This window comes from Shewanella sp. ULN5 (assembly GCF_030731885.1).
In the GTDB taxonomy this organism is placed as follows: Bacteria; Pseudomonadota; Gammaproteobacteria; order Enterobacterales; family Shewanellaceae; genus Shewanella; species Shewanella holmiensis.
This window is the reverse complement of record NZ_JAPJEE010000003.1, coordinates 193,997-217,240: the sequence shown is the minus strand read 5'-3', so window position 1 is coordinate 217,240 and position 23,244 is coordinate 193,997. Positions and strand designations below refer to the sequence as shown.

19 protein-coding genes and 1 riboswitch are annotated in these 23,244 nt (G+C 41.5%); of the genes, 8 read left to right on the top strand and 11 right to left on the bottom strand.

Annotation, left to right across the window (positions count from 1 at the left end; genetic code table 11):
* Positions 1 to 7 precede the first annotated feature (7 nt).
* The 4 genes from cobT to ORI98_RS04915 all read right to left on the bottom strand — a co-directional run bounded on the left by cobT (position 8) and on the right by ORI98_RS04915 (position 4,062).
* Positions 8 to 1,054: a nicotinate-nucleotide--dimethylbenzimidazole phosphoribosyltransferase gene (gene cobT, locus ORI98_RS04930; protein WP_261296998.1), complete on the bottom strand. Its 1,047-nt coding sequence runs from the start codon at positions 1,052 to 1,054 to the stop codon at positions 8 to 10.
* A gap of 49 nt (positions 1,055 to 1,103) precedes the next feature.
* Positions 1,104 to 2,180, bottom strand: coding sequence for an iron ABC transporter permease (locus ORI98_RS04925; RefSeq protein WP_306134468.1), 1,077 nt, complete (start codon positions 2,178 to 2,180; stop codon positions 1,104 to 1,106).
* The gene (locus ORI98_RS04920) at positions 2,177 to 3,079 is read right to left on the bottom strand and encodes an ABC transporter ATP-binding protein (RefSeq protein WP_306134467.1); all 903 of its coding nucleotides are present in this window, start codon (positions 3,077 to 3,079) and stop codon (positions 2,177 to 2,179) included. Before ORI98_RS04920 ends, ORI98_RS04925 begins: the two co-directional genes overlap by 4 nt.
* 125 nt (positions 3,080 to 3,204) lie before the next feature.
* Positions 3,205 to 3,378, bottom strand: a riboswitch (cobalamin riboswitch).
* A complete protein-coding gene (locus ORI98_RS04915; protein ID WP_306134466.1) occupies positions 3,340 to 4,062 on the bottom strand; it encodes a histidine phosphatase family protein in 723 nt (240 codons plus the stop codon). (Overlaps the previous riboswitch by 39 nt.)
* A gap of 191 nt (positions 4,063 to 4,253) precedes the next feature.
* Here ORI98_RS04915 and metH point away from each other — a divergent pair, with 191 nt between their 5' ends.
* Positions 4,254 to 7,970 carry a methionine synthase gene (gene metH, locus ORI98_RS04910; protein WP_306134465.1) on the top strand — a complete coding sequence of 1,239 codons (3,717 nt, stop codon included), beginning with the start codon at positions 4,254 to 4,256 and terminating at the stop codon, positions 7,968 to 7,970.
* 136 nt (positions 7,971 to 8,106) lie between these two features.
* Here the strand turns inward: metH and ORI98_RS04905 are convergent, their stop codons facing one another.
* From ORI98_RS04905 to pbpG, 3 genes are all read right to left on the bottom strand, one after another.
* Positions 8,107 to 9,297: a GGDEF domain-containing protein gene (locus tag ORI98_RS04905; protein ID WP_306134464.1), complete on the bottom strand. Its 1,191-nt coding sequence runs from the start codon at positions 9,295 to 9,297 to the stop codon at positions 8,107 to 8,109.
* 85 nt (positions 9,298 to 9,382) lie between these two features.
* Positions 9,383 to 10,027 carry a cupin domain-containing protein gene (locus ORI98_RS04900; protein ID WP_306134463.1) on the bottom strand — a complete coding sequence of 215 codons (645 nt, stop codon included), beginning with the start codon at positions 10,025 to 10,027 and terminating at the stop codon, positions 9,383 to 9,385.
* Positions 10,028 to 10,314: 287 nt separating this feature from the next.
* Entirely contained in the window at positions 10,315 to 11,202 is an 888-nt protein-coding gene (pbpG, locus tag ORI98_RS04895; RefSeq protein WP_306134462.1) for a D-alanyl-D-alanine endopeptidase, read from the bottom strand.
* Between the two features lie 296 nt (positions 11,203 to 11,498).
* Between pbpG and ORI98_RS04890 the strand changes: the two genes are divergently transcribed.
* From ORI98_RS04890 to rpiA, 3 genes are all read left to right on the top strand, one after another.
* Positions 11,499 to 12,773: a hypothetical protein gene (locus ORI98_RS04890; RefSeq protein WP_306134461.1), complete on the top strand. Its 1,275-nt coding sequence runs from the start codon at positions 11,499 to 11,501 to the stop codon at positions 12,771 to 12,773.
* A gap of 21 nt (positions 12,774 to 12,794) precedes the next feature.
* Positions 12,795 to 13,601, top strand: a complete 807-nt coding sequence (locus tag ORI98_RS04885; RefSeq protein WP_306134460.1) for a mechanosensitive ion channel family protein — start codon at positions 12,795 to 12,797, stop codon at positions 13,599 to 13,601.
* Between the two features lie 70 nt (positions 13,602 to 13,671).
* Positions 13,672 to 14,334, top strand: a complete 663-nt coding sequence (rpiA, locus tag ORI98_RS04880; protein ID WP_306134459.1) for a ribose-5-phosphate isomerase RpiA — start codon at positions 13,672 to 13,674, stop codon at positions 14,332 to 14,334.
* A 67-nt stretch (positions 14,335 to 14,401) separates the two neighbouring features.
* Here rpiA and ORI98_RS04875 read toward each other — a convergent pair whose 3' ends face one another.
* From ORI98_RS04875 to rsuA, 3 genes are all read right to left on the bottom strand, one after another.
* Positions 14,402 to 16,264, bottom strand: a complete 1,863-nt coding sequence (locus ORI98_RS04875) for a methyl-accepting chemotaxis protein (protein ID WP_306134458.1) — start codon at positions 16,262 to 16,264, stop codon at positions 14,402 to 14,404.
* Between the two features lie 321 nt (positions 16,265 to 16,585).
* Complete coding sequence (locus ORI98_RS04870) at positions 16,586 to 16,822, bottom strand: cytochrome c3 family protein (RefSeq protein WP_261297008.1); 237 nt, start codon at positions 16,820 to 16,822, stop codon at positions 16,586 to 16,588.
* A gap of 230 nt (positions 16,823 to 17,052) precedes the next feature.
* Positions 17,053 to 17,763, bottom strand: a complete 711-nt coding sequence (rsuA, locus tag ORI98_RS04865; protein WP_306134456.1) for a 16S rRNA pseudouridine(516) synthase RsuA — start codon at positions 17,761 to 17,763, stop codon at positions 17,053 to 17,055.
* A 527-nt stretch (positions 17,764 to 18,290) separates the two neighbouring features.
* On the opposite strand from rsuA, the gene ORI98_RS04860 reads away from it, so the two are divergent.
* The 4 genes from ORI98_RS04860 (at position 18,291) to ORI98_RS04845 (ending at position 22,467) form a co-directional block, all read left to right on the top strand.
* Positions 18,291 to 20,387 carry a M13 family metallopeptidase gene (locus ORI98_RS04860; RefSeq protein WP_306134455.1) on the top strand — a complete coding sequence of 699 codons (2,097 nt, stop codon included), beginning with the start codon at positions 18,291 to 18,293 and terminating at the stop codon, positions 20,385 to 20,387.
* Between the two features lie 139 nt (positions 20,388 to 20,526).
* Complete coding sequence (locus ORI98_RS04855; RefSeq protein WP_306134454.1) at positions 20,527 to 21,324, top strand: RelA/SpoT domain-containing protein; 798 nt, start codon at positions 20,527 to 20,529, stop codon at positions 21,322 to 21,324.
* Positions 21,325 to 21,532: 208 nt separating this feature from the next.
* Entirely contained in the window at positions 21,533 to 21,934 is a 402-nt protein-coding gene (locus ORI98_RS04850; protein ID WP_306134453.1) for an SMI1/KNR4 family protein, read from the top strand.
* Between the two features lie 32 nt (positions 21,935 to 21,966).
* Positions 21,967 to 22,467, top strand: a complete 501-nt coding sequence (locus ORI98_RS04845; RefSeq protein WP_306134452.1) for a DUF4447 family protein — start codon at positions 21,967 to 21,969, stop codon at positions 22,465 to 22,467.
* A 72-nt stretch (positions 22,468 to 22,539) separates the two neighbouring features.
* Here ORI98_RS04845 and ORI98_RS04840 read toward each other — a convergent pair whose 3' ends face one another.
* The gene (locus ORI98_RS04840; protein ID WP_261297014.1) at positions 22,540 to 23,172 is read right to left on the bottom strand and encodes a glutathione S-transferase family protein; all 633 of its coding nucleotides are present in this window, start codon (positions 23,170 to 23,172) and stop codon (positions 22,540 to 22,542) included.
* Positions 23,173 to 23,244 lie beyond the last annotated feature (72 nt).

Here is a 23,244-nt window from a genome sequence, read left to right as displayed (position 1 = left end):
ACTTTCCTTAGACCACATTCACGACACCAGCATCTTCAAAGCTGGCCATGTCATTATAAAAATTCACTGCGGCTTGTACTATCGGTAGCGCTAATGCGGCTCCGGTCCCTTCTCCTAGGCGTAAGCCTAAAGACAAAATAGGCTGTGCTGCTAGGTGGGTTAACATCAATTTATGCCCCTGCTCTTCCGACTCATGGGCAAACACTAAATAGTCTCTTGCTGCGGGGTGTAATCTTACAGCGACAAGTGCTGCAGCGGTAGAGATAAACCCATCTATTAGCACTAATATTTTCTGTTCAGCGGCCGCTAAAATCGCCCCTGTCATTTGTACTATTTCAAAACCACCTAAATAAGCCAATACATGCACAGGTGAAGCTAATTTAGGCCGATGTAATTTCAATGCTTCATTGATCAACGCTTTTTTCAAAGCAAAGGTTTTATCATCAATACCCGTCCCTCTGCCGACACAAGTATTAACGTCAAACTCTAGCAAAGCCGCCATAATTGCCGCAGCTGATGAGGTGTTACCTATCCCCATTTCACCTAACGCAATAAGGTTACACCCTGACAAGACATGACGTTCAACCACTTCATGGGCCGCTTTAAAACCTTGTTTAACTTGCTCAAGGGTCATCGCTGGGGCTAAATGAATCGCCGCTGTTCCGTTACCTAATCTGTGCTCAGTTACCCCTTTTAAACCTAAGGGAGCAAGCACACCAGCGTCTATCACCTCAAGGTTAAAACCCATTTGTCGGCAAAACACATTCACCGCTGCACCACCGTGAACAAAATTCGCCACCATTTGACTGGTCACTTCACTTGGCGCAATCGACACACCATATTGAGCAATACCATGGTCGCCAGCAAACACCAGTAATCCCGGCTCAGTAATATGCAATTTTTTAGCCTTTGGATCACTGGATAACTGCACTTGTGCAATTTGTTTAGCTAATGTTTCCAACTGACCAAGCGCCCCTTTGGGTTTAGTTTTTTGATCAATTTTATGTTGGATGATGTCGTCGAATTTATGACTTACATGGTCAACTGCAAACATATACGCTCCACAAAAATAACAACGATAAACGCGTTAATGACACAAGCATTTAACGCCTATATCTTAATATAAATAAGAAAAACACACTGCCAATTGCGGCAGTGATAATACCTACGGGTAACTCTTGATTCCCTAATATGCAGCGGGCCACCACATCAATCCACACCATAAATAACCCACCCACAATAGCAGTCACTATCATAGGCTGACGCCCTGGAAACAGTAATCGAACACAATGGGGGATCATCAATCCCACGAAGCCAATGCCACCACAACTGGCCACTAATACCGCGGTAATCAAGGAGCAAAGTAACAGCATATTGAGGCGTAATTTAGCCACATTAACCCCAAGGGTATGGGCGGTTTCATCACCCGCTTGCAGTGCAACAATTTGCCGCTTAAAAACAACAATAATCGCTAAACTGCCCAGCACAATAACGCTGGGTAATATCACTCCAGTCCAGTTTGCTTTAGCAAAACTCCCTAATGACCAAAACAATACAGATGCTGTGGCTTGCGGGCTTGAAAAATACAGCAGTAAACTGGTCAATGAACCGAATAAAAATGAAGTAGCAACCCCCGATAGCAACATACGCTCTATCTGGCTACTGCGGCCCAAACCTGACAAGCTTAACACCAGCAATACCGACAAACTTGCTCCAGCAAACGCCCCTATAGGCAATAACAAATTTTGCCAACTCCACCACTCAAGCTGTCCTAAAGACATGGCAGTTCCCTGTGTTAAGTTAAACAGTCCGCTAGACAAAAAACTGAACACTAATACTGCACCAAAAGAGGCTCCGGAACTAATACCAAACAAATAGGGATCAGCCAATGGATTACGGGTAACAGTTTGTAACACACTACCTGCTAGGGCTAATCCTGCCCCCGCGACAAACGCCAGCACAATGCGTGGAAAACGTAGCTCAAATACAATTCGTTCTGTTATGCCTGATGATTGGGCATTATCTTGCCAAGAAAGATGTTGCCCTATCGCCTGAACCACATCATGGAAACTGATGTTTGCTGCGCCAAAGCTTGCTGCTGCAATAGGGCTTAATGCGGCAAACAAGCTTAACAAACATAGAAATAGTCGATATTTATATTGATCTTTTACTGGGCTCATCGCTGTACCTGTAAATCGCAAAGCGATGAATCTTGTTCGGCCTTAGGACTAGGTTGAAATGGCGATTGGGATAAAGAATGCGACATATAACCGTAAAAGTAATTGACTAAGGGTTTAGCGTGTTGAGGGTGCGGTTTGACCTCACAACAAACCTCAAATACCTTGCCAATTTGAGCTTCGGTCAGTACCGCGCTAGGCGTGCCTTGAGCCACCAGACGGCCTTTATTGAGCAATACCAAAGTATCACACATGGCACTGGCTAAATTTAAATCATGGATGGAAGCGATAACAGTAATGCCTAAGCTTTTAACCAATTCTAAAATTTGTATCTGATAACGAATATCTAAATGATTTGTGGGTTCATCGAGTATTAATAATTTAGGGCGCTGCACTATGGCCCTTGCGATTAATGCCCGCTGTTTTTCCCCACCTGACAATTGGCTATATTGCAAAAAAGCTTTGTCGGTTAAACCCACTTTTTGAATGGCATCGTTTATCAGTTGATTATCTGCGGCGGTATGCCCATCGAACATGCCTTTATGCGGCGTTAATCCCATGGCCACAAGTTGGCTAGTATTCATATCAAAAAATTGCGGCGTGTCTTGTTGCACCACAGCCACTTGGGTAGCAAAGGCCTTGCCCTTAAATTGGCTAATATCTTGATCAAATAGGCGTATCTGCCCTTGAGTTGGTGTGATATAACGGTAAAGACATCGAAGTAAACTCGACTTACCCGCACCATTTGGCCCTATCACCCCTAGCATTTGCTTTTTGTGAAGCGAAAAGGAGATATCCGCTAAAATGGCGACATCGTCAACATGCCAACTAATCCCGTTTACGGATAAGGCAAGGTTATCAGACTGAGATGTTACGATCACGGCATCAATACTTGAAGACATCAAACATCGTCTCCTAAGTATAGCCTTGCACCTAAATAAATAAGGCCACCTATAGCAAGGTTGCCCACTATAAAAGCGACCAGAATTTCAAACATATATGCCCCTCTGAGTTATCCCGCTCAGGCAAAAAATGAATAGTCTCAAGCTGGTATCTGACTTATATGATTGACCTAATCTAGGCAGGCATCATATTCACAGTTGCGGGTACAGTTCGGGCTTTCCCGATTCCCAATACTCGTGACTATATTTAACGGTTGGCTTTAACCTTGTGTTAAACCACTCAAGGTAGGCCAGTTTAATCTCATACTGAGATTTTTAAACGCGAATGTCTCTTGACTGACATTGTCAAAATATTGCTCTTCGACATAAACATCGACATGAAATAGCGCGGCATAAGGTAAATGAAACTGACTAAAAATACCCGCAGCTTGCTCAACACCCAAGATGGCCGCCATTATACATCGCATCACACCACCGTGGGTGACTATTAATACCGATGGTGGTAAGACGGCGTCGAACTGTTCGTTTTTTGTGGCGACTTCAGCTGCAGATTGCTGCAGCATCTGCCATACAATTTGCGCCACAACAACTTGCACTCTAGCACTAAAATCACGTAAATATTCACCCTTTGGCGGCGTGTGCTCAGGCTCCCATGGGTTTGCCCAATATGCATTTAACTTGAGTTCATGGTGTTGATACAAGGTTTGCCATGTTTGACCATCCCATTCACCAAAATCAATTTCTTGTAAATCGTCCAACACCTTGATGGGCAATTGATACTGTTTTGCGATAAGGTCACTAAACTGAAGGCAGCGTTCAAGTGAAGATGAATACACGGTATCGGGTAATTTACCCAAGCTATCAAAGGCCTGCTGCATTTGTATTAGCCCTTGTTCTGATAAGGGCACATTGGTTTTTCCACGCAGAATATCTCCGCCTTGGCAGTGGCCATGGCGCAGGAATACCAATTGAAGATGTTTCATGGATTTCTGCCTTGCCCTAAAGATAACAACTCGCGTATTATGGACGTCTATACGTATAAATGTCCAAACAAAATTCTGCTTGTCGAGTGCCCGCTATTCACGATGCATTAATTAACACTCGATAAAATAATAAGTTAGATAAATTTGGTGCCTTGTTAGCTAAGCACCACTGCATTAAAAGGTAATGAGTTATGCTGAAGTCTACTTCCTACAGTCAGGTTCTTGAACAACTTACAACTACGCTTAAAGAGCGAATTGTCATTCTCGATGGTGCGATGGGCACCATGATCCAAGACTACAAATTGGAAGAAGCTGATTATCGTGGTGAGCGTTTTAAAGACTGGCATTGCGATGTGAAAGGTAACAATGACATGTTGGTGTTGAGCCAACGGCAAATTATCAAAGACATTCATACTAAATATTTGTTGGCGGGCGCTGACATTATTGAAACCAATACCTTTAATGCCACCACCATTGCTATGGCAGATTACGACATGCAGTCGTTATCTGCCGAAATAAACTTACAAGGCGCCCAAGTTGCCCGTGAAGCCGCTGATGAAGTCGCCGCGCAAACTGGTACTCCGCGCTACGTTGCTGGGGTACTCGGCCCCACAAACCGCACCTGTTCTATCAGCCCAGATGTGAACGATCCAAGCTTTCGAAATGTTAGCTTTGATGAGCTAGTAGAAGCTTATGTTGAATCAACCACGGCACTGATTGAAGGCGGCGCGGATATCATCATGGTTGAAACTATTTTTGATACCCTTAATGCCAAAGCCGCGCTGTTTGCGATTGAAAAAGTTTTTGATCAACTTGGCGATCGCTTGCCCGTGATGATCTCAGGCACCATCACTGATGCATCAGGTCGTACCCTAACGGGGCAAACTACAGAAGGTTTCTATAACTCACTGCGCCACATCAAGCCTTTATCTATCGGGCTTAATTGTGCCTTAGGGCCAAAAGAGCTGCGCCCATACGTAGAAGAACTATCACGCATTGCCGAATGTTTCGTGTCGGCTCACCCCAATGCTGGTTTGCCTAACGAGTTTGGCGGTTATGATGAAACCCCTGAAGAAATGGCGGAAGTCATCAGCGACTGGGCCCGAGAAGGTATGCTCAATATCGTCGGTGGCTGTTGTGGCAGCACGCCGGCACACATTCAAACAATTCGTGAATCCGTGATCAATCACGAACCACGAACGATTCCGGATATTCCGGTCGCTTGTCGCCTGTCAGGACTCGAGCCTTTAACCATTGATGCCAGCTCTTTGTTCGTTAACGTGGGTGAACGCGCAAACGTGACGGGTTCAGCCAAATTTTTACGTCTTATTAAAGAAGAGAAATTTGAAGAAGCCCTTGATGTTGTTCGTGAGCAGGTTGAAAACGGCGCACAAATCATCGACGTAAACATGGATGAAGGCATGCTTGATGGTGCTGAGTCGATGAAAAAGTTTTTGAACTTAATCGCCTCAGAGCCTGATATTTCCCGTGTGCCTATCATGATTGACTCATCAAAATGGGAAGTCATTGAAGCGGGTCTTAAATGTGTTCAGGGTAAGTCGATTGTCAACTCGATTTCAATGAAAGAAGGCGAAGAAGCCTTTATTAAACAAGCCACGCTGGTTAAGCGTTACGGTGCGGCTGCGATTGTGATGGCCTTTGATGAAGATGGCCAGGCCGATACCCGTGCCCGTAAAACAGAAATTTGTACCCGTGCCTACCGTTTGCTAGTCGACGTAGTTGGCTTTCCGCCAGAAGACATTATTTTCGACCCTAATATTTTTGCGATTGCCACGGGTATTGAAGAGCACGACAACTATGCCGTCGATTTTATCGAGTCCATTAAAGACATTAAATCGACCTTACCTTATGCCATGATTTCTGGTGGCGTATCAAACGTATCATTCTCATTCCGTGGTAACAATCCAGTACGTGAAGCCATCCATGCGGTATTTTTATACCATGCAATTCAAGCGGGTATGGACATGGGTATTGTTAACGCAGGCCAGCTGGCTATTTACGATGACATTGACGCCGATTTAAAAGACAAAGTTGAAAACGTGGTATTGAACCTGCCCTGCCCGGTTGCCGATTCAACTAACACAGAACAGCTACTTGATATCGCCGAAAAATATCGTGGTGACGGTAGCCAAGTGGCTAAAAAAGAAGATTTAGCATGGCGCAGTTTGCCAGTAAATGAACGTTTATCCCACGCACTAGTAAAAGGGATCACTGAATTTATTGATATAGATACTGAAGAGGCCCGCTTACAAGCCACAAGACCGCTTGATGTAATTGAAGGGCCGTTGATGGATGGCATGAATGTGGTTGGCGACTTATTTGGTGCCGGTAAAATGTTTTTGCCTCAAGTGGTAAAATCGGCGCGGGTAATGAAAAAAGCCGTGGCCTATTTAAACCCGTTTATCGAACTTGAAAAAGTAGAAGGCCAATCTAACGGGCGAATTTTAATGGTCACGGTCAAAGGCGATGTGCACGATATCGGCAAAAATATTGTCGGCGTGGTACTGGCCTGTAATGGCTACGAGGTCATTGATTTAGGCGTAATGGTATCGGTTGATAAAATTCTAGACGCAGTGAAAGAGCACAATATTGATATTATTGGCATGTCAGGACTAATCACACCAAGCCTTGATGAAATGGTACATAACGTCAAAACATTCCACCGTGAAGGGCTGACTATTCCAGCCATTATTGGCGGCGCAACCTGTTCTAAAATTCATACCGCAGTTAAAATTGCACCACATTACCCTCATGGGGCAATTTATATAGCCGATGCTTCGCGCGCGGTCCCTATGGTGTCTAAGTTGATTAACAATGAAACACGTCAGGCTACCATTGATAAAGAATATGCTGAATATGATGTCATGCGTGAAAAACGCTTATCACAAACTAAGCGCAAAACCATCGTACCCATTGAAGTTGCCCGCGAAAATCGCTGCACACATGATTGGCAAAACTATACCCCATTTAAGCCTAATATATTAGGCCGTCAAGTTTTTGATGATTACCCACTTGAAGATTTAGTTGAACGTATTGACTGGACACCTTTCTTTAGAAGTTGGGAGCTTCATGGCCGTTACCCTGACATTTTAGATGATAAAGTCGTAGGTGAAGAAGCGCGCAAACTATTTGCAGACGGTCAAGCCATGCTGCAAACCATCATCAGTGAAAAGTGGTTAACCGCAAAAGCCGTCATGGGATTATTTCCTGCTAACACAGTTAACCATGATGATATTGAATTATATACCGATGAAAGCCGCTCTCAGGTGGAAATGACCACCCACCACTTACGGATGCAGCTGGAACGCGTTGGCAATGACAACTTCTGTTTAGCCGATTTTGTTGCGCCAAAAGACTCAGGCGTGGCTGACTACATGGGTGGCTTTGCCGTCACAGCTGGACACGGTATTGATGAGCACGTTGCCCGCTTTGAAGCTAATCATGATGACTATAATGCCATTATGCTCAAGTGCCTTGCCGACCGTTTGGCAGAAGCCTTTGCCGAGCGCATGCATGAACGAGTACGTAAAGAGTTTTGGGGTTATGCTGCTGATGAAGCACTGGATAATGAGTCATTAATTCGCGAAAAATATAAAGGTATTCGACCAGCACCGGGTTACCCTGCATGCCCAGATCACACCGAGAAAGGCTTACTATGGGATCTATTAAAGCCGGATGAAACCATTGGCTTAAATATTACTGAAAGTTATGCCATGTTCCCAACGGCTGCCGTATCTGGTTGGTATTTTGCTCACCCTAAATCGCGTTACTTTGGGGTAACCAATGTGGGTAAGGATCAGGTTGAAGATTATGCTAAACGGAAGGGAATGAGTTTGGCGGAAACTGAGCGCTGGTTAGCACCTGTGTTAGATTATGACCCAGAGTAATCATCACCAGACTCTTTGAGCATATCTAACCTTAGTGTGAATAAAAAATGTGGCCTTTAAGCCACATTTTTTGATTCGCAAAATCCATTTACGCTCTCTGTAAGCGGATGTAAGCATATCATTCCACTAGAGAGTATTAAGCGCTAAAACCAAATCTATCTAAAGTGATGTTTTTAGCATGTCTACTCTCTACAGCGGGTTCCGCTGCCATAGTTTGCTTTAATTTTTGCTCAGCCTGCTGAAACAGTATTTGCCAACTATGATCATGGGCGCTTTGAATCGAATAGCCAATATTCAAGTTAGTCTGAACACCATTGGGTAATGCTTTCATTTGCATGTTGGCGACTTTTTCAATTAAGCGTTCGCTTAAACGTATTAATTGTTCAACCGTTGCCCCTTCTATCAACAATACAAACTTATTGGTTTGACTTCGAAAAATCCCCCCTTCAATGTGAGTCGTAAATTTCAGCACATTGGCAATATGTTTTATCACGCTATCACTTGCAGGATAACCGTATTGTTCGCTTAATTGAGGTAAATCATCAATCTCAACCACCATAATCGCCAGTGGGGTTGAAGGGGTACTTTGTTCAAACATCTCTTTAGCGCGTTGAGGTAAAGCCTGACGATTAAGCAAGCCAGTTAATGAATCAACTTCAATGGCATCAAATAATTTAAGCTGCTGTTGCCGATAAATAATCAAACAGCAGGATAACATCATCAGTAACAAAAAGGTCATAACAGCCAAAGTACCCAAGGTTTGTAATAAGTGATCACCGGCAGTCGTTAAAGGCAGCTGATTATCAAATATCACAAAGATATAGCGCACTAATTGTTGGCCCAAAAAGATTAACTCAGCAAACATAAAGGGGTAATAAATTGCATGCAGTTTTTTCGACTTAACTCCCAGAACCACAGTAATAACAGTGTAAACATTGATAGCCATCAATAAGGGGTAAATATAAAGTAATCTGTAGGTTATCGTTTCTAATAAACCGGGAATGAAATGCGCTAAAAACACCGCGGCGGCAATCCCTAGCATTAAGGACCAATTTGGAGATAATAAAAGATGGCGCCTTAACCCAGCCAGTAAAGCCAGATGAGCCAGAATATAACAGGCGTTGGTTAATGCCGGACCAAGCCAATAGGGAATGTCAAAAAAATAAGAGGAAATGCCCACGGCATTGCTAAAAAAAAATAATCCGCCAGCGATGCTCCAGTCGATAAGGCTACGCTCACGATTACCGACAAAATAAAAAGTGAGTAAACTGACGACCATCATGGCGCTAATAATCGCGGTTGATATATGTAAAGTAAAAGCATCCATTGCTAATATTTATCCTGATATAGGTGAACTGTTAATATATCGTTAAAAATGATTTTTTAAAAGATGCAAAAGCAGAACCTCTCAATTATAAATGTCCTGTCTTTACCCAAATTATAGTGTCTTGTTCAACATAAGGATTATGTTGACTTAAATGGGGGCTGCGTAGCCAAGAGCCTGCTGGATATTGACCAAATTCATCCATAAACACACCACTAATCACGTAAATCTCTTCACCACCAAAATGGCGATGAGGTTGAAATTTTGCTCCTGCAGGCCAGAATACAAGCGCTGTAGATTCGGTTTTATGTTGATGCAATGGCATTACTTTTAAATCACCGTAACCGGGCAACCAGGGGGTGTTATTAGTATCCACTCTGATTTGCTCTATGTCCGAACGTTGAAACTGATGCAATTTCACCAGTAATTCACACCCTTGTAGGCTGAAAGGAGCATGACTAAAGCCTTCGGGGTTTCGAAGATAACTGCCGGCAGGATAATCACCTGTTTCATCAGAAAACACCCCCGACAAGACTAATATTTCTTCCCCTAACGGATGCGGATGAGTAGTAAAACTTGAACCAGCATCATACTTAACAATGCTGGTTGCATGACCGCGCTCAGCCTCTTCTCGAGCAAGTCGCTTACGCCATACTCCTGGTGCAGGGCTGGGTTGCCATTGCTCATTAAGTGTATTGATATTGACACGTTGGCTGAAATCCATGTTAAGCATTTTTATCTCCCGATATTACCTGCTGATGTTATACCGTTTTAACAGGCAAAATGATCACTAAACATCGGCATATCTACCTCTCTTCTCTTGCGTATACGAGTCGATTGCATATAAAAAATCCCAGTTATCAGCATAACTGGGACGAGTAAGGCAGTTCATGTTCATTCAATGGTTGAATCTAAATCTACACTAGTAGACAGTTTGAGCATTGAAACCACTGTTGAAGATCAAAGCGTCCCCCAAATAGAGGACAAACCTCAACAGACTTGCCTGTTCTAGTACTAATATCAGCTACTTTGCTTCTGACTTTTGTAGGCTTTGGCCGAAGCAGGAATTGGGGTAACTTTACCCGTTTCCAACCATTTTTTGAGTCGATTAGCATCAGCCATATGGGTATATTTACCAAACGCATCTAACACCACAAATGCCACTTTACGTTTATTCATTTCAGTTAGCATGATTAAACAATGGCCTGCTTTACTGGTGTAACCTGTCTTGGTTAGCGCAATATTCCAACTGTCCTTAGACACTAACTTATTGGTATTATAAAAATCGAGTTTGTATCTTGGGCTACTAAAAATAACGTGCTTTTTGGGTGTAGAACTTAGCTTACCAAGTAAGGGGTATTTTTGACTTTCTTGCAGTAAAATAATTAAATCTCTGGCGCTGGAAACGTTATCAGCAGATAAACCTGTCGGTTCAGCATAATGAGTTTGATCCATCCCTAAAGCTTTCGCTTTGGCATTCATGGCGTTAATAAATGCAAAATATCCGCCTGGATAATGATGTGCCAAGGCGGTTGCTGCACGATTTTCAGATGACATTAGGGTTAGCAACATCATGGTTTCGCGGCTAACAACACTACCCACCCGCACACGAGAATGTACATTACGCATAATTTTTGCGTCACTAATATCGACCGAGATCATTTCATCTAAGGGCAACTTAGCATCTAGAACAACCATTGCCGTCATCAGTTTAGTCACAGATGCAATAGGTACTTGTTGGTTAATATTGCTTGAATACAGTACCTCATTAGTTTTTAAATCCACCAACATTGCGCTACCTGCCGCTAACTCTTGCTGCTCAGACGTGGCAACGGGTTTAGCTGCCACTACAGTGGCAGACAAGCTAGCAAGTAAAATGACTGTCGAACAAACGGCTTTGAATGGCATAATAAAGTACATTTAGTGAATAAATAAAATAAAGTATACGCTAAGTAATCATGACTCAGCGAGTCAAATAATCACAAAAACGCGTTTAAATTTAACTTCAATTTCACAACAGCTTTATCTGTCTACTTAGATGGATTTTTTAGGTGCTATTATTGTTACCCAAAGATAACTACATTGGCTTTCAGCCTTTACTATAACTAACCTAATTAATTGTAATAGTGTATATTTTATCTAGCTAATTACACTTAGCTGACTTTTAAAATCTGCTATTGTTTGTATAGCGCTAAAGTCTTTTCATGGATAGTTTATCAAACGGATATTATTATGGCTTTCACTCTCAATACTATCGCTGCCCAGTGGCAACAATTCGTCGTTCAGGTGAAAGCGATTTTCGCACCACAAAAAATAGAATCAGAGCCCCCAACAAACTGTCTTTAAAAGCCATAGCGCAAACTTACCCCCACCATGGCACTAGAGGCCAATTAAAGCAGCAATCCTATGCTATACATACTGATAGCATTAGTCCGCTATTAGGCAGAGAACTGGCTCTGGAACAAATAAACAATGCCATTGAATCATGGCGAAAACAGCAAGGTGAGCTGAGTGCCATCACTGCACCATTTGGTGCAGGCTTAAGCCATTTCATTAATAATATTATGCATAGTCAACCAACTGCTGACTCGATTCTGTGGCTAAGCTTTTATCATGCCCCCTTATCATCAAAAGAAGCTATTGCCTGCTTATACAGCTGTTTTGATATTAATAATGATCCTCAGTCAATTACCGATGCAATAAGCTTAATCAATAATCAACCGGCTAAAATCATTTTTATTGATGATATGCACAAGCTAATGCTGAGACGAATGGGCAACTACCAAGCATTAGTCACCTTAGCCACTATTTTGATGGAAACCCGCCAAAAGCATTGCTGGATTATCGGGTGTGAAACATATGTATGGCAGCGACTAGCGTCTCAATATCAAATAACCCATTTTTTTAAAACCGTTGTGCACCTTTCATACCTTAATCAACCGGCATTGAATACACTTTTAAGCTTACATTTAGCCGAGTTAGGGATCACCTTACCCGCACAAAGCGCAGTAAAAACTGCCGATGATACAGAACACCTTGACCCATTAGAGGTTGAGTTAACGGCGATTGAAGAACACAGTAAAACCTTAATGACGATTAGTCAGGGACATCCCAAATTAGCCTTATTGGTATTAAAGCGATCGATTGAATCCCTTACTATCAAGCAGCTAAGTACTCTGTCTGCCAAAGAGATGATAGAGGTGGATACTCAGGCATTAAATAGCTTAGATGAAGCATCGCTATTTGCCTTGGCTGAGATTTATGTTCACGGCGGGTTAACTATTGAAAACTCGAGTATTATTTTCAATATTTCAATTGAAAAAAGCTCGTTAACATTAGAGTTTTTAAGTCGTCAGGGATTACTTATTCCTCAGTATTGTGAAGATGATTTTGTCCGCCATTATTATCAAATAACCCCAGCATTAACCAAAGTTGTGGCAGTCCACTTGGTTAATCACAACAAGCTATTTAGTCTATAACCAGCAGTAAAGGGAGTTAGAATGGAATCCAGCACAGATGCTTTGCAATCACTGATCAATATTATTTCATTTGAAAAAATGACCCTTATTATGCTGATATGTGGCCTTGCTTGGGTAATGCTAATCGGCATAAAAATGAGTTTAGATCAGCTCACCATCAAGTTGCCCAAATACCGATTACTGTGGGGACGACTCTATCCATTTATTCGGTTATTTATTTGGGGGGGTGTGATCACATACGCCACAGTTGGCATTATAGCCCCACATCAAAACGTCGTATTGGCCATGATAGGCTCAATCAGTATTGTCGTCGGTTTAGCCACGCAAGAGCCGGCTAAAAATATGATTGCAGGTTTTATTATCATGCTAAACCCTCCTTATCGTGTTGGCGATATGGTGACATTAGGTGGTCATTATGGCGAAGTCACTAAATTAGAGTGGAGTGTTACCTGGCTGCGTACTTTTGATGATAACACCATCATGGTACCTAACGCCGAGGCACTCAAAACGGCGGTGTCTAATGCTAACAGTGGTGCCCTTGATGAAATGGTGGCAATTCAATTTCACTTACCGTTACAAGCTGATCATAAAAAAGCGATGGCCCTAGCTAAAGAAGCCACTCAGTGCTCGCCTTATACCTTTTTAAATAAACCCATTAATGTCATTCTGGGAACCGATTTTAGCTTTGGTCAGCATTTACAAACCATTACAGTCAAGGCATATGTGATGGATGTACGTTTAGAAAAGAAATTTATCAGCGACATTAATGTCAGGGTATTAGATGCATTTAAAAATGCACAATTTTATGACAGCCAGCAAACGTTTTAACCACAAGTTGCGTTATAATCTTGCTAATTTTTTAAAGTCTTCTTTTTAAAGCCACCTATGGAATAGCCTAATGACTCAAGATGAAATGAAAAAAGCCGCCGGATGGGCAGCACTAAAATATGTCGAAAGAGATACAATCGTTGGCGTGGGTACAGGATCAACAGTCAACCACTTTATTGACGCTTTAGCGACAATTAAAGATGATATTCAAGGCGCAGTATCAAGCTCTGAAGCATCAACGGCAAAACTTAAACAATTAGGTATTGAGGTTTTTGATTTAAATAACGTTTCAGAGATTGCTGTTTATGTTGATGGCGCCGACGAAATTAATGACCGTATGGATATGATTAAAGGCGGTGGCGCAGCATTAACCCGTGAAAAAATTGTTGCTGCCGTGGCTAAACAATTCATCTGTATCGTTGATAACACCAAGGAAGTATCTATTTTAGGTGATTTTCCGTTACCGGTTGAAGTGATCCCGATGGCTCGTTCATACGTGGCCCGTGAGTTAGTAAAGTTAGGTGGCGATCCTGAATATCGTCAAGGTGTTATCACCGATAATGGTAATGTTATTTTAGATGTTCACAACATGAAAATCTTAGACCCTAAAGTCATGGAAACTAAGATCAACGCAATTGTTGGCGTAGTCACTAACGGTTTATTTGCCAACCGTGGCGCAGATGTTTTACTCGTAGGCACACCTGAAGGTGTAAAAACAGTAACATCTAAGTAACTAGCCGAAGTTTAAACAAAAAAACCTAACTCAACGAGTTAGGTTTTTTATTGTTCAATCAAAAGCGCTAGACTTTAAATACACTAACGGACTTATGTAAACCCGCAGCACGAACGCGTAAATCTTCCGACGCTGCCGCATTTTCTTCAGAGGCATGTGATGATTCATCGGCGATATCACGAATAACCACCACATTTTTATTCACCTCAGCGGCTACCATGCTTTGCTCTTCAATCGCCGCTGCAATTTGCGTGCTCATATCCATAATATTGGTAACATCATCGTTGATTTGACGTAGTAATGTTCCCGCGCTCGCTGCTTGCTCAGCACTTTCAGTACCTTGTCTTTGACTGGTTTCCATCAACTGAACAATCGAGCGAGTACGAGTTTGTAAGGTACTGATAATACCTGCTATCTCTTCAGTTGATTCTTGAGTTCGCATTGCAAGACTGCGTACTTCATCGGCAACAACCGCAAATCCTCGGCCTTGCTCACCCGCTCTTGCAGCTTCAATGGCCGCATTTAATGCAAGCAAATTAGTTTGCTCTGCAATACCACGGATTACATCCAATACACTACCAATAGTTTTACTGTCTTGTTCTAACTCTGACACAACTTTTGAGGAATCATTCAACTGACTCGCTAACAATTCAATTTTAGCGATGGTTTCTTCTACTCCAGTTTGACCCGTTCTAGCGTTGTCATGTGTTTGGCTGGCTTTTAACGCTGCTAATTCAGTATTTTTAGCAATCTCATCAATGGTAGCCCCCATTTCAGTTATCGCCGTGGCAACCATATCGGTTTCATTCAGCTGCCTTAGCACCCCTTCAGAGGCTACATTGGCGTTCTTTGAAAGTTCATGACATGAGTAATTCATTGCATCAACGGCTTCGTTGACTTGCTCAATCAACCCCTGAAACGCCCCTACCATACTATTAAAGTGAACCGCAATGAGTGATAACTCATCATCACCAGTGGTATCGCAACGCAGGGTCAAATCTTTGGTTTTTTCAACACCTGAAATGACACGAGTAATATTTTCCACCGGCGTAATAATGCTGCGAATAATATAATAAGTGAAAATAGACAAGGCTAACGCTATCAGTAAAAATATGCCACCGCCTAGATAAGTTCCATTATCCTCAGCATCTTGAATTTCAGCTAAGGTCTGATCGTGAAGCAATTCTCTGTCTGTATCTGTTTGATAAATAGCATCACGAAGCTCTTTCATTTTACCGCTAGTTTCAGATAAACCGAACTCTTGTTTTTTATTCACTAAAGCCTGAAAAGCGGTTTGATATTGTTCAATATTGCTTTGCAACTGCGATTTCACATCGGACGATAAATATGAACTATCAACGGCTTGTTTAAATTTACCAACATTCTCCTTAAAGGTGTCGTTGTATTTAATATCGTTGCGAAGCATGAAATCTTTTTCATTACGTCGAAGTTGCAGCATGATCACTAATAATGCATTTTCATTGTTTGCATCTAAAATCGATTCAACATTGTGTACGGCTTCTCTTAATTGGCCATACAGCCCTGTTTTGGGTGTTAAACCAATTTCTTTTTGCAAATCAACAATATCATTAAATGCGTCAAGATAAAGATTAACACTATTTCTTACACCGTCTAGCGCATTTGTGGGAATATTTCGATCATTTAAAACCTGCTCAACACGGTTAAATAACACGGCTAAATCGGCAGAATTCTGTTGATGCTTTTCAAGATAAACGACATCTAACCTGGTTAAGAAATCTTTCTCTTCTTTTCTCAGCGAAAAGATCTCTTTTTCAATTTCCATCACACTTGTCGCGGCTATAGATAATTTTTGCTGAATGTTGACAGTGTATTGTTGTAAAACAAACATCGCCACCAGTGCTGAAATAGACACCACTGCACTCAATACCAGCTTAGAACGGATTAACATACAGTACCCTTCTTATCTAATCTAAAGTTAGCTTTTGAATTTTTTAGTTAAAGTTAATATATAGTCGTTTTTAAACATATAAGCGAATCATTAAACGAAAAAAATCAATCAATCAATAACTGCTGATAACTGAGTTATCGGCAACCAACAATAAAACTATAGGCTGAATAAATCAGCTATCAATGCCGCAAGGGGCAAAACATGAAGTGGAGTTGATATGATCCCCTACGATGAACTGGCAACTATTGCACTCAAAACTTAATAAAAAAGGCCTTCCTAAGAAGACCTTTAATCATTGCTCACTAACGGCAATAGAGGAAATTACTTTTTTTCCATCTCGTGGCAATCAGCACATTCAGTGATTGTCAGTTCAGGGCTGTGCATTTCCATATCGATTTCGTGTGCATCACCAATTGCATGACAATCAGCACATACCGCTAAAGTCGCTTCGTTTTCAACGTGTGATGACAATTCAAAACTTTCATGACACTCAACACAATCAACAGCAGCGGCAGAACCAGCAAAGAATAGTGCAGCAAATAAGATTGAATATTTCATATATACTCCTAAGTCATTTAGGCGCAGGTCAGTATTACGCGTTCCAAAGCTCAACTTTCTCTGCACTCGGTTTATCCATCTATTAACAACTATTTTAGCTTACAGATCAAAAAATAATGTCAAAAACGCTAACAACATCAAAATTTTAAGCTTTATTTTGTAAACTTCAATCAATATTAACAATATCACAACACTTAGTGCAATTTATCATCAAACAAAATAACGCAATATTAAATAATTGAGTTAATCTCAGCTTGAGTTAAATGGCGCCATTCACCTGGTGCTAAGTCGGAGTCTAACTCAATTTCACCAACACATTCTCGATGTAAATTCACGACTTTATTGCCCACTGCAGCAAACATCCGTTTAACCTGATGGTATTTACCTTCACTAATAGTCAATCGGGCATTGTGACTATCAATAATAGACAACAGAGCAGGTTTTGTTAACCCATCTTCGTTACGTAACTCAATTCCCTGAGCAAAAATCAACACTAAGTCTTCTGCAATCGGATCGGCTAGCTCCACCAAGTAGCGTTTACCACAGTCTTTTTTAGGTGAGGTTATTTTATGCGACCATTGGCCGTCGCTGGTGATTAACACTAAACCTGTGGTATCAGCATCAAGTCGGCCAGCGATATGCAGAGTATCGGCTTTCTCAATGTCCATTAAGCTCAGTACTGAAGGATACACCTCGTCAATCGTAGAGCAGATGGTATCTACAGGTTTGTGCATCATAATATAGCGCTCACCCACTAAAGAAATAACTTGCCCATCTAAACGTACAACGGTTTTATCTGTCACTTTAAAACCTGAATCTTTGACCACAACCCCATCACAGGTCACATCGCTTCGATGTAAGGCTTTTTTAGCCATGGAACGACTTAGCTCGGTACTTTCACAAATAAACTTGTCTAAACGCACAATCAATACCCACCACATTAATTTGACTATATTATGAGGGCTTAAATGAAAAATTGAAATGATGCCAATCAGTATAACCATGCAACCACTCAGAAAACGTAAAATCAACAAGGCACAACAAACGACAAAGATCCCGCAATTGTGGTGAAAACCGCCTTTAAAAACCAGCTTCAGCAATTTAAAAATGACCACAACACACAGAAAAATAACCAAGGAAAAACAACAAGCCTTAGTCAAAAGCTCACTGAAGCATTTTTAGTTTGTGCCTATTCTCCTGCTTGTAAAATCTATCTCCAAATAAACATTATCTTATGCGAGTAAGTCGACACTCTTAATCTCACTTTTCGTTACACCTAGTGACAAAATAATCCGATAAAAAACCAGCAACTCACTTGTGTTAAGAGACGACAAGCCTTTAACATAGCTGTTACAAAAATAAAAATGTCATATTTCATTTAACTGAGTGACAAAATGAACATTTGATAAAAAGATAATAAATCACCTCGGCTCCATTGATGGGCAACTTTAAATGCAAGGGAAATAACATGAAAAAACTGGTTATTGGTGGGCTATGCGCTTCACTAATCGCAGGCTTAAGCGCTTGTAATAATGATACAAAGTCAACCACTGAAACAGTAGCAAAAGCTGAAGTGGCCAAAACAGCCACTGCAACAGCTGTAGAAAAAGCACTGACATCAGGTATTACTTTCGACAATATGGATAAAAATGTTCGTCCACAGGATGACTTTTATTTATATGTGAACGGCGGCTGGATGAATACCGCTGAGATCCCAGGCGATCGCACAAATATTGGTGCTTTTTATGACTTACGTGAAAATGCCCGCGATGACGTTAAAGCGATTATTGAAGACCTGAGTAAATCAGCCAATTTAGCTGAAGGTACAGATGAGCAAAAAGTGGCTGATCTATATCGCTCATTCATGGACGTTGAAACCCTAAATAAGTTAGGTGTCACTCCTCTTCAAGCTACATTTGATAAAATCGCCGCGTTAAAAGACAAAAACGAATTGGTTACTTTTTTTGGTGAAAACCAAGTTAATGGTGGCGGCACACCACTGGTATTTTATATCAACGTTGATGCTAAAGACTCAACCCGTTATGCAACGCATATTTGGCAATATGGTTTAAGCCTGCCAGAAAAAGATTATTACTTTAACGAAGGTGAGCGTTTCGTCAATATCCGTAAAGCCTTTGTTGAACACATTGAAAAGATGTTCACTTTAGCAGGTTTACCTAATGGTAAAGCCGCGGCTGAATCTGTATTAGCACTTGAAACGGCCATTGCAGAGAAACATTGGGATGTTGTTGAAACTCGCGACAGCACAAAAACCTATAACAAATATCAAGTTAGTGAGCTAGCAACTTTAGCACCAGATATTAACTGGAACGGTTACTTGGCTGCTTTAGGTGGTGACAAGCAAACCGATATCATCATTAACCAACCTAGCTATATTCAAGGTCTAAATGAAGTTCTTAAAGCCAATGATTTAGCCACTTGGAAAACTTACATCACCTGGCAAGCGCTAACGCACTCAGCAAGCAACTTGTCAGAAGCTTTAGATACTGAAAACTTCGAGTTTTTCTCTAAAACGTTAAACGGTCAAGCAGAACAAGAACCTCGTTGGAAGCGCGGGGTGACAGCAGTTAGCGGCACCTTAGGTGAGGTGGTTGGTAAAGTGTATGTTAAACGTCACTTCGTACCTGAAGCAAAAGATCGTATGGAAGGTTTAGTTGAAAATCTTCGTAGCGCTTACGGCTCAAGTATCGAATCACTTGACTGGATGAGCGACAGCACCAAACTAGCTGCAAAGGATAAACTGGCTAAATTCAACCCTAAAATTGGTTATCCAAAAAAATGGGCAGATTACAGTAAACTATCAATCAAAGCTGATGATTTAGTGGGTAATGCCACACGTGCCTCAGTCGTCGAGCATAATCGTAATGTGGCTAAGTTAGGTCAACCTATCGATAAAGATGAGTGGCACATGACTCCTCAAACGGTTAACGCTTATTACAATCCAACAATGAATGAAATTGTATTCCCTGCTGCAATTTTACAGCCTCCATTCTTTAACTTAGAAGCTGATGATGCTGTTAACTACGGTGGTATTGGTGCGGTTATCGGTCATGAAATGGGCCACGGTTTTGACGACCAGGGCGCTAAGTTTGACGGTGAAGGTAACATGCGCGACTGGTGGACTGAGGCTGATTTAAAAGCGTTTGAATCCAAAGGCAAAGCACTTGTTGCTCAATATGATGGTTACCAAGTATTTGATGATTTGCACGTAAATGGTGAACTCACTTTAGGTGAAAACATCGGTGACTTATCAGGCGTGACCATTGCTTATAAAGCTTACAAAATGTCATTAAACGGCAAAGAAGCACCAGTCATCGATGGATTGACTGGGGATCAACGTTTCTTTATGGGATTCAGCCAAATTTGGCGCGTAAAAATGAAAGAAGAAGCCATGCGTAACCGCGTAGCCACTGACCCTCATTCACCAGGTCACTTCCGTGCACTTGGCGCATTATCCAATATGCCAGAATTTTACCAAACCTATGACGTGAAAGAAGGCGATAAAATGTATATCGCGCCAGAATCACGCGTTAAAATTTGGTAAACACTCGCTTATAGATCATTAAGGGCGCCTATGGCGCCCTTTTCTTTATCTTTAACATCAAATAGAAAGACTGATTCAGTATTGGTACAGCTTGGTTAAGTTAAAGTGGCTTTAGGCTAACAGCTTGGAGAATTTAGCATTGAATAAACTTTTTCGTACTCTGTTCATCTTTTTAATTTTATTAACGACCCGCCAAGTTACCGCACAACCACTGGTGTCAGTTAATGGACCCACAGATAAAGCCCCATATGGTTTAAACCTAAGTGGAAGCCTTCCTAGTGCTGAAAATGCATTAGATAATCTTTACGCCATTCCCGATTATCAGGCGTATGTTCCAATGCAGCAATCTGCCGACTTAAATCAATTAATGTTACAAGCTGAATACGCACAGCAGGAACTAAGCCAGCTGTTATCGGTAATCAGCTATAACGCCCAAGTAGATATGTTACTGCCGCTAACGAAAAGCTATGACCGTGCGCTACAAAAAGTGAATAACAAGTTTAATGGCGATGCCCGCTTAATTACCGATATCGCCCGCGGCAGTATTGTAGCCAACAATGTCGATAACCTCATGGCGAGTTATCAAATGTTGCATGAAAACAGCGAAATCATTCAAATTAAAAACCGTTTTGCCAATCCCAAAGCTTCTGGTTACCGAGATTTAAATGTGTTGGTTAAATTGCCAAAAAGTCAGATGATTGTTGAAGTGCAATTACATTTACAAACCATTGCCGCGATTAAAAGCGGTCAAGATCATCAAGATTATGAGCAAATTCAGAGTATTGAAAATAAAGCAAATCAAGAGCACCGCGCACTAAGCGAGCTTGAAATGCAAAAAATTACTCAAATCCGTCAACAATCACACAAGCAATACCACAAAGCCTGGTTAGACTATAAACGCCAGGCAATTACCGCTAGCTTTCAACAAGCCGCCTAATTACACCTACTTTCCACCCACCTTTTGCGCTCATATGAGCGCATTTTTTTGTCTAAAGCGTTCAAACATTGCATCAAATCATTGCTAACAAACTATTGCTTTACATATAGTTAGCCAGCATAAAAACCTGAGTGCTAATTACATGATTATTTCTGCTATAATCGCGCCCAATATCGCATTGATTGCCATTGCGACTTGAGGATCCCCAATGCACGAAATTATTGACCAGCTACAAGAGTTAAGTGAAACCGTTCCAATTCCGCTAGAGTTGCCTACGTTTGAGCAACTGGTTGAAGTTGAAGAACAGATTTTAATAGGCCTACCTGCTGAATTGAAAGAATATTTACTCCATGCCAGCAATGTGATTTATAGCGCTTATGAACCCGTAACCGCAGCAGATCCCTACTCGCATACTTTTCTGCCAGAAGTTGCCAGCTATGCTTGGTCTATTGGGTTACCGAGAGAGCAAATTCCAATTTGCCAAATCGGTGATAGCTTTTACTGCATTGAAGAAAATGGTCAGGTGCAATTTTGGCAAGACGGTGACTTTACCGATGAAGTCTGGGAATCGTTTTGGGATTGGGTTGACGACGTCTGGCTTGCTCAGTAAGTTGTTTTGCGAATTTTTTTGTAGGAAATATCATGTCTAAAGAATCAGGCTTAAATGCCATTGAAATGTTGTGTTTACGCCAATCATTTGGATTAAGCGTTGAGCAAGTTGCCCTTATCACTAAAACCACAGCTGAGGCTGTTACAGCCTGGGAAGCCGGTGAAACTTCAGCGCCTGTACCTGCGCAAAAAAAGCTGCTCGAAATAGATGATATTATTGAAATGCAGGTACTTAACACGACTGATGGCATTGAAGAATTATTTAAAAAAGAGCCTAAGCGCCGTTTAGCATTTGTGGTCTACCCAACCCAAGCGCTGTATAACCAATACAATCCTGAGTTTTTAAGCTCTTTGCCGTTAACTGAGTTATATAACACTGCAGCTTGGCGGATCAAAAAAGAATGTAAATTAGTGCTTGAAGTCGATGTGAGTTTAATCGCATTAGATGCAGAAGCTTATAAAGCTTACCGTGCAGATAATGGTATGAGCGAAAGTCGTGAAAGCCGTGCTAAATGGGCCGCAACTCAGCTTTAATCATTTGTAACCTTGTTTGCGAAAATGATAAAAGGGAAGCATGTGCTTCCCTTTTATATTGGTTCCTTCAGATTATTGCGCAGCTTTAGCAATGGCTTCTGTTTTTTCTAATACCGCAACCAATGCTGGACGAGTTTGTACCCGCGCTAAATAAGCTCCTAGTTTAACTGGAATCGTCTGTTTAAAGGCTGTCGCCCACATTAATGTTTGCGTTAACAACACATCAGCAACGGTAAATTGCTCACCGAGTAAATAGTCAGACTCAGGCACCCAAGACTCAGCTATCTTTGCCGCCCGATCAAATTCAAATGTGGCAACCGGAAGCATAGTGGTTAACCGCTGCTCTTCTGGCAAGGCAAAGCGATGCTTGCCCATAGACCATAATGCTTGTTCAAGCTCACAGATAACAAAGCTGACCCACTCTTCATGTTTCGCCGATTGCGCGGTACCAGGTTCGGGTAAAAATTGCCCTTTACCATATTTTTCAGCTAAATAACGTAAAATAGCCGCCGATTCGGTTAACACTAAATCACCGTCTTCAATCACTGGCATTTTGCCACTAGGATTTAACGCAAGAAAATCCTTGCTGCGGTTATCTCCCTTTGCAAAATTAATGAACCTAAACCGCCATTCAACGTTTAATTCTTCAAGTAACCATGAAACCCGTAATGCACGACTGCGGGGTGTACCATGTAAAGTGATCATATAACGTCCTTTATAGAATGTAGGTCCAGTGTTAAATACCATTAAAAAGCGGCCGAAGCCGCTTTGTGTTTA

What these genes read in the sequence shown, in the direction of transcription:
- cobT (WP_261296998.1), bottom strand. Translation starts at nt 1,054, where the DNA reads ATGTTTGCAGTTGACCATGTAAGTCATAAATTCGACGACATCATCCAA.
- ORI98_RS04925 (WP_306134468.1), bottom strand. Translation starts at nt 2,180, where the DNA reads ATGAGCCCAGTAAAAGATCAATATAAATATCGACTATTTCTATGTTTG.
- ORI98_RS04920 (WP_306134467.1), bottom strand. Translation starts at nt 3,079, where the DNA reads ATGTCTTCAAGTATTGATGCCGTGATCGTAACATCTCAGTCTGATAAC.
- ORI98_RS04915 (WP_306134466.1), bottom strand. Translation starts at nt 4,062, where the DNA reads ATGAAACATCTTCAATTGGTATTCCTGCGCCATGGCCACTGCCAAGGC.
- metH (WP_306134465.1), top strand. Translation starts at nt 4,254, where the DNA reads ATGCTGAAGTCTACTTCCTACAGTCAGGTTCTTGAACAACTTACAACT.
- ORI98_RS04905 (WP_306134464.1), bottom strand. Translation starts at nt 9,297, where the DNA reads ATGGATGCTTTTACTTTACATATATCAACCGCGATTATTAGCGCCATG.
- ORI98_RS04900 (WP_306134463.1), bottom strand. Translation starts at nt 10,027, where the DNA reads ATGCTTAACATGGATTTCAGCCAACGTGTCAATATCAATACACTTAAT.
- pbpG (WP_306134462.1), bottom strand. Translation starts at nt 11,202, where the DNA reads ATGCCATTCAAAGCCGTTTGTTCGACAGTCATTTTACTTGCTAGCTTG.
- ORI98_RS04890 (WP_306134461.1), top strand. Translation starts at nt 11,499, where the DNA reads ATGGATAGTTTATCAAACGGATATTATTATGGCTTTCACTCTCAATAC.
- ORI98_RS04885 (WP_306134460.1), top strand. Translation starts at nt 12,795, where the DNA reads ATGGAATCCAGCACAGATGCTTTGCAATCACTGATCAATATTATTTCA.
- rpiA (WP_306134459.1), top strand. Translation starts at nt 13,672, where the DNA reads ATGACTCAAGATGAAATGAAAAAAGCCGCCGGATGGGCAGCACTAAAA.
- ORI98_RS04875 (WP_306134458.1), bottom strand. Translation starts at nt 16,264, where the DNA reads ATGTTAATCCGTTCTAAGCTGGTATTGAGTGCAGTGGTGTCTATTTCA.
- ORI98_RS04870 (WP_261297008.1), bottom strand. Translation starts at nt 16,822, where the DNA reads ATGAAATATTCAATCTTATTTGCTGCACTATTCTTTGCTGGTTCTGCC.
- rsuA (WP_306134456.1), bottom strand. Translation starts at nt 17,763, where the DNA reads ATGTGGTGGGTATTGATTGTGCGTTTAGACAAGTTTATTTGTGAAAGT.
- ORI98_RS04860 (WP_306134455.1), top strand. Translation starts at nt 18,291, where the DNA reads ATGAAAAAACTGGTTATTGGTGGGCTATGCGCTTCACTAATCGCAGGC.
- ORI98_RS04850 (WP_306134453.1), top strand. Translation starts at nt 21,533, where the DNA reads ATGCACGAAATTATTGACCAGCTACAAGAGTTAAGTGAAACCGTTCCA.
- ORI98_RS04845 (WP_306134452.1), top strand. Translation starts at nt 21,967, where the DNA reads ATGTCTAAAGAATCAGGCTTAAATGCCATTGAAATGTTGTGTTTACGC.
- ORI98_RS04840 (WP_261297014.1), bottom strand. Translation starts at nt 23,172, where the DNA reads ATGATCACTTTACATGGTACACCCCGCAGTCGTGCATTACGGGTTTCA.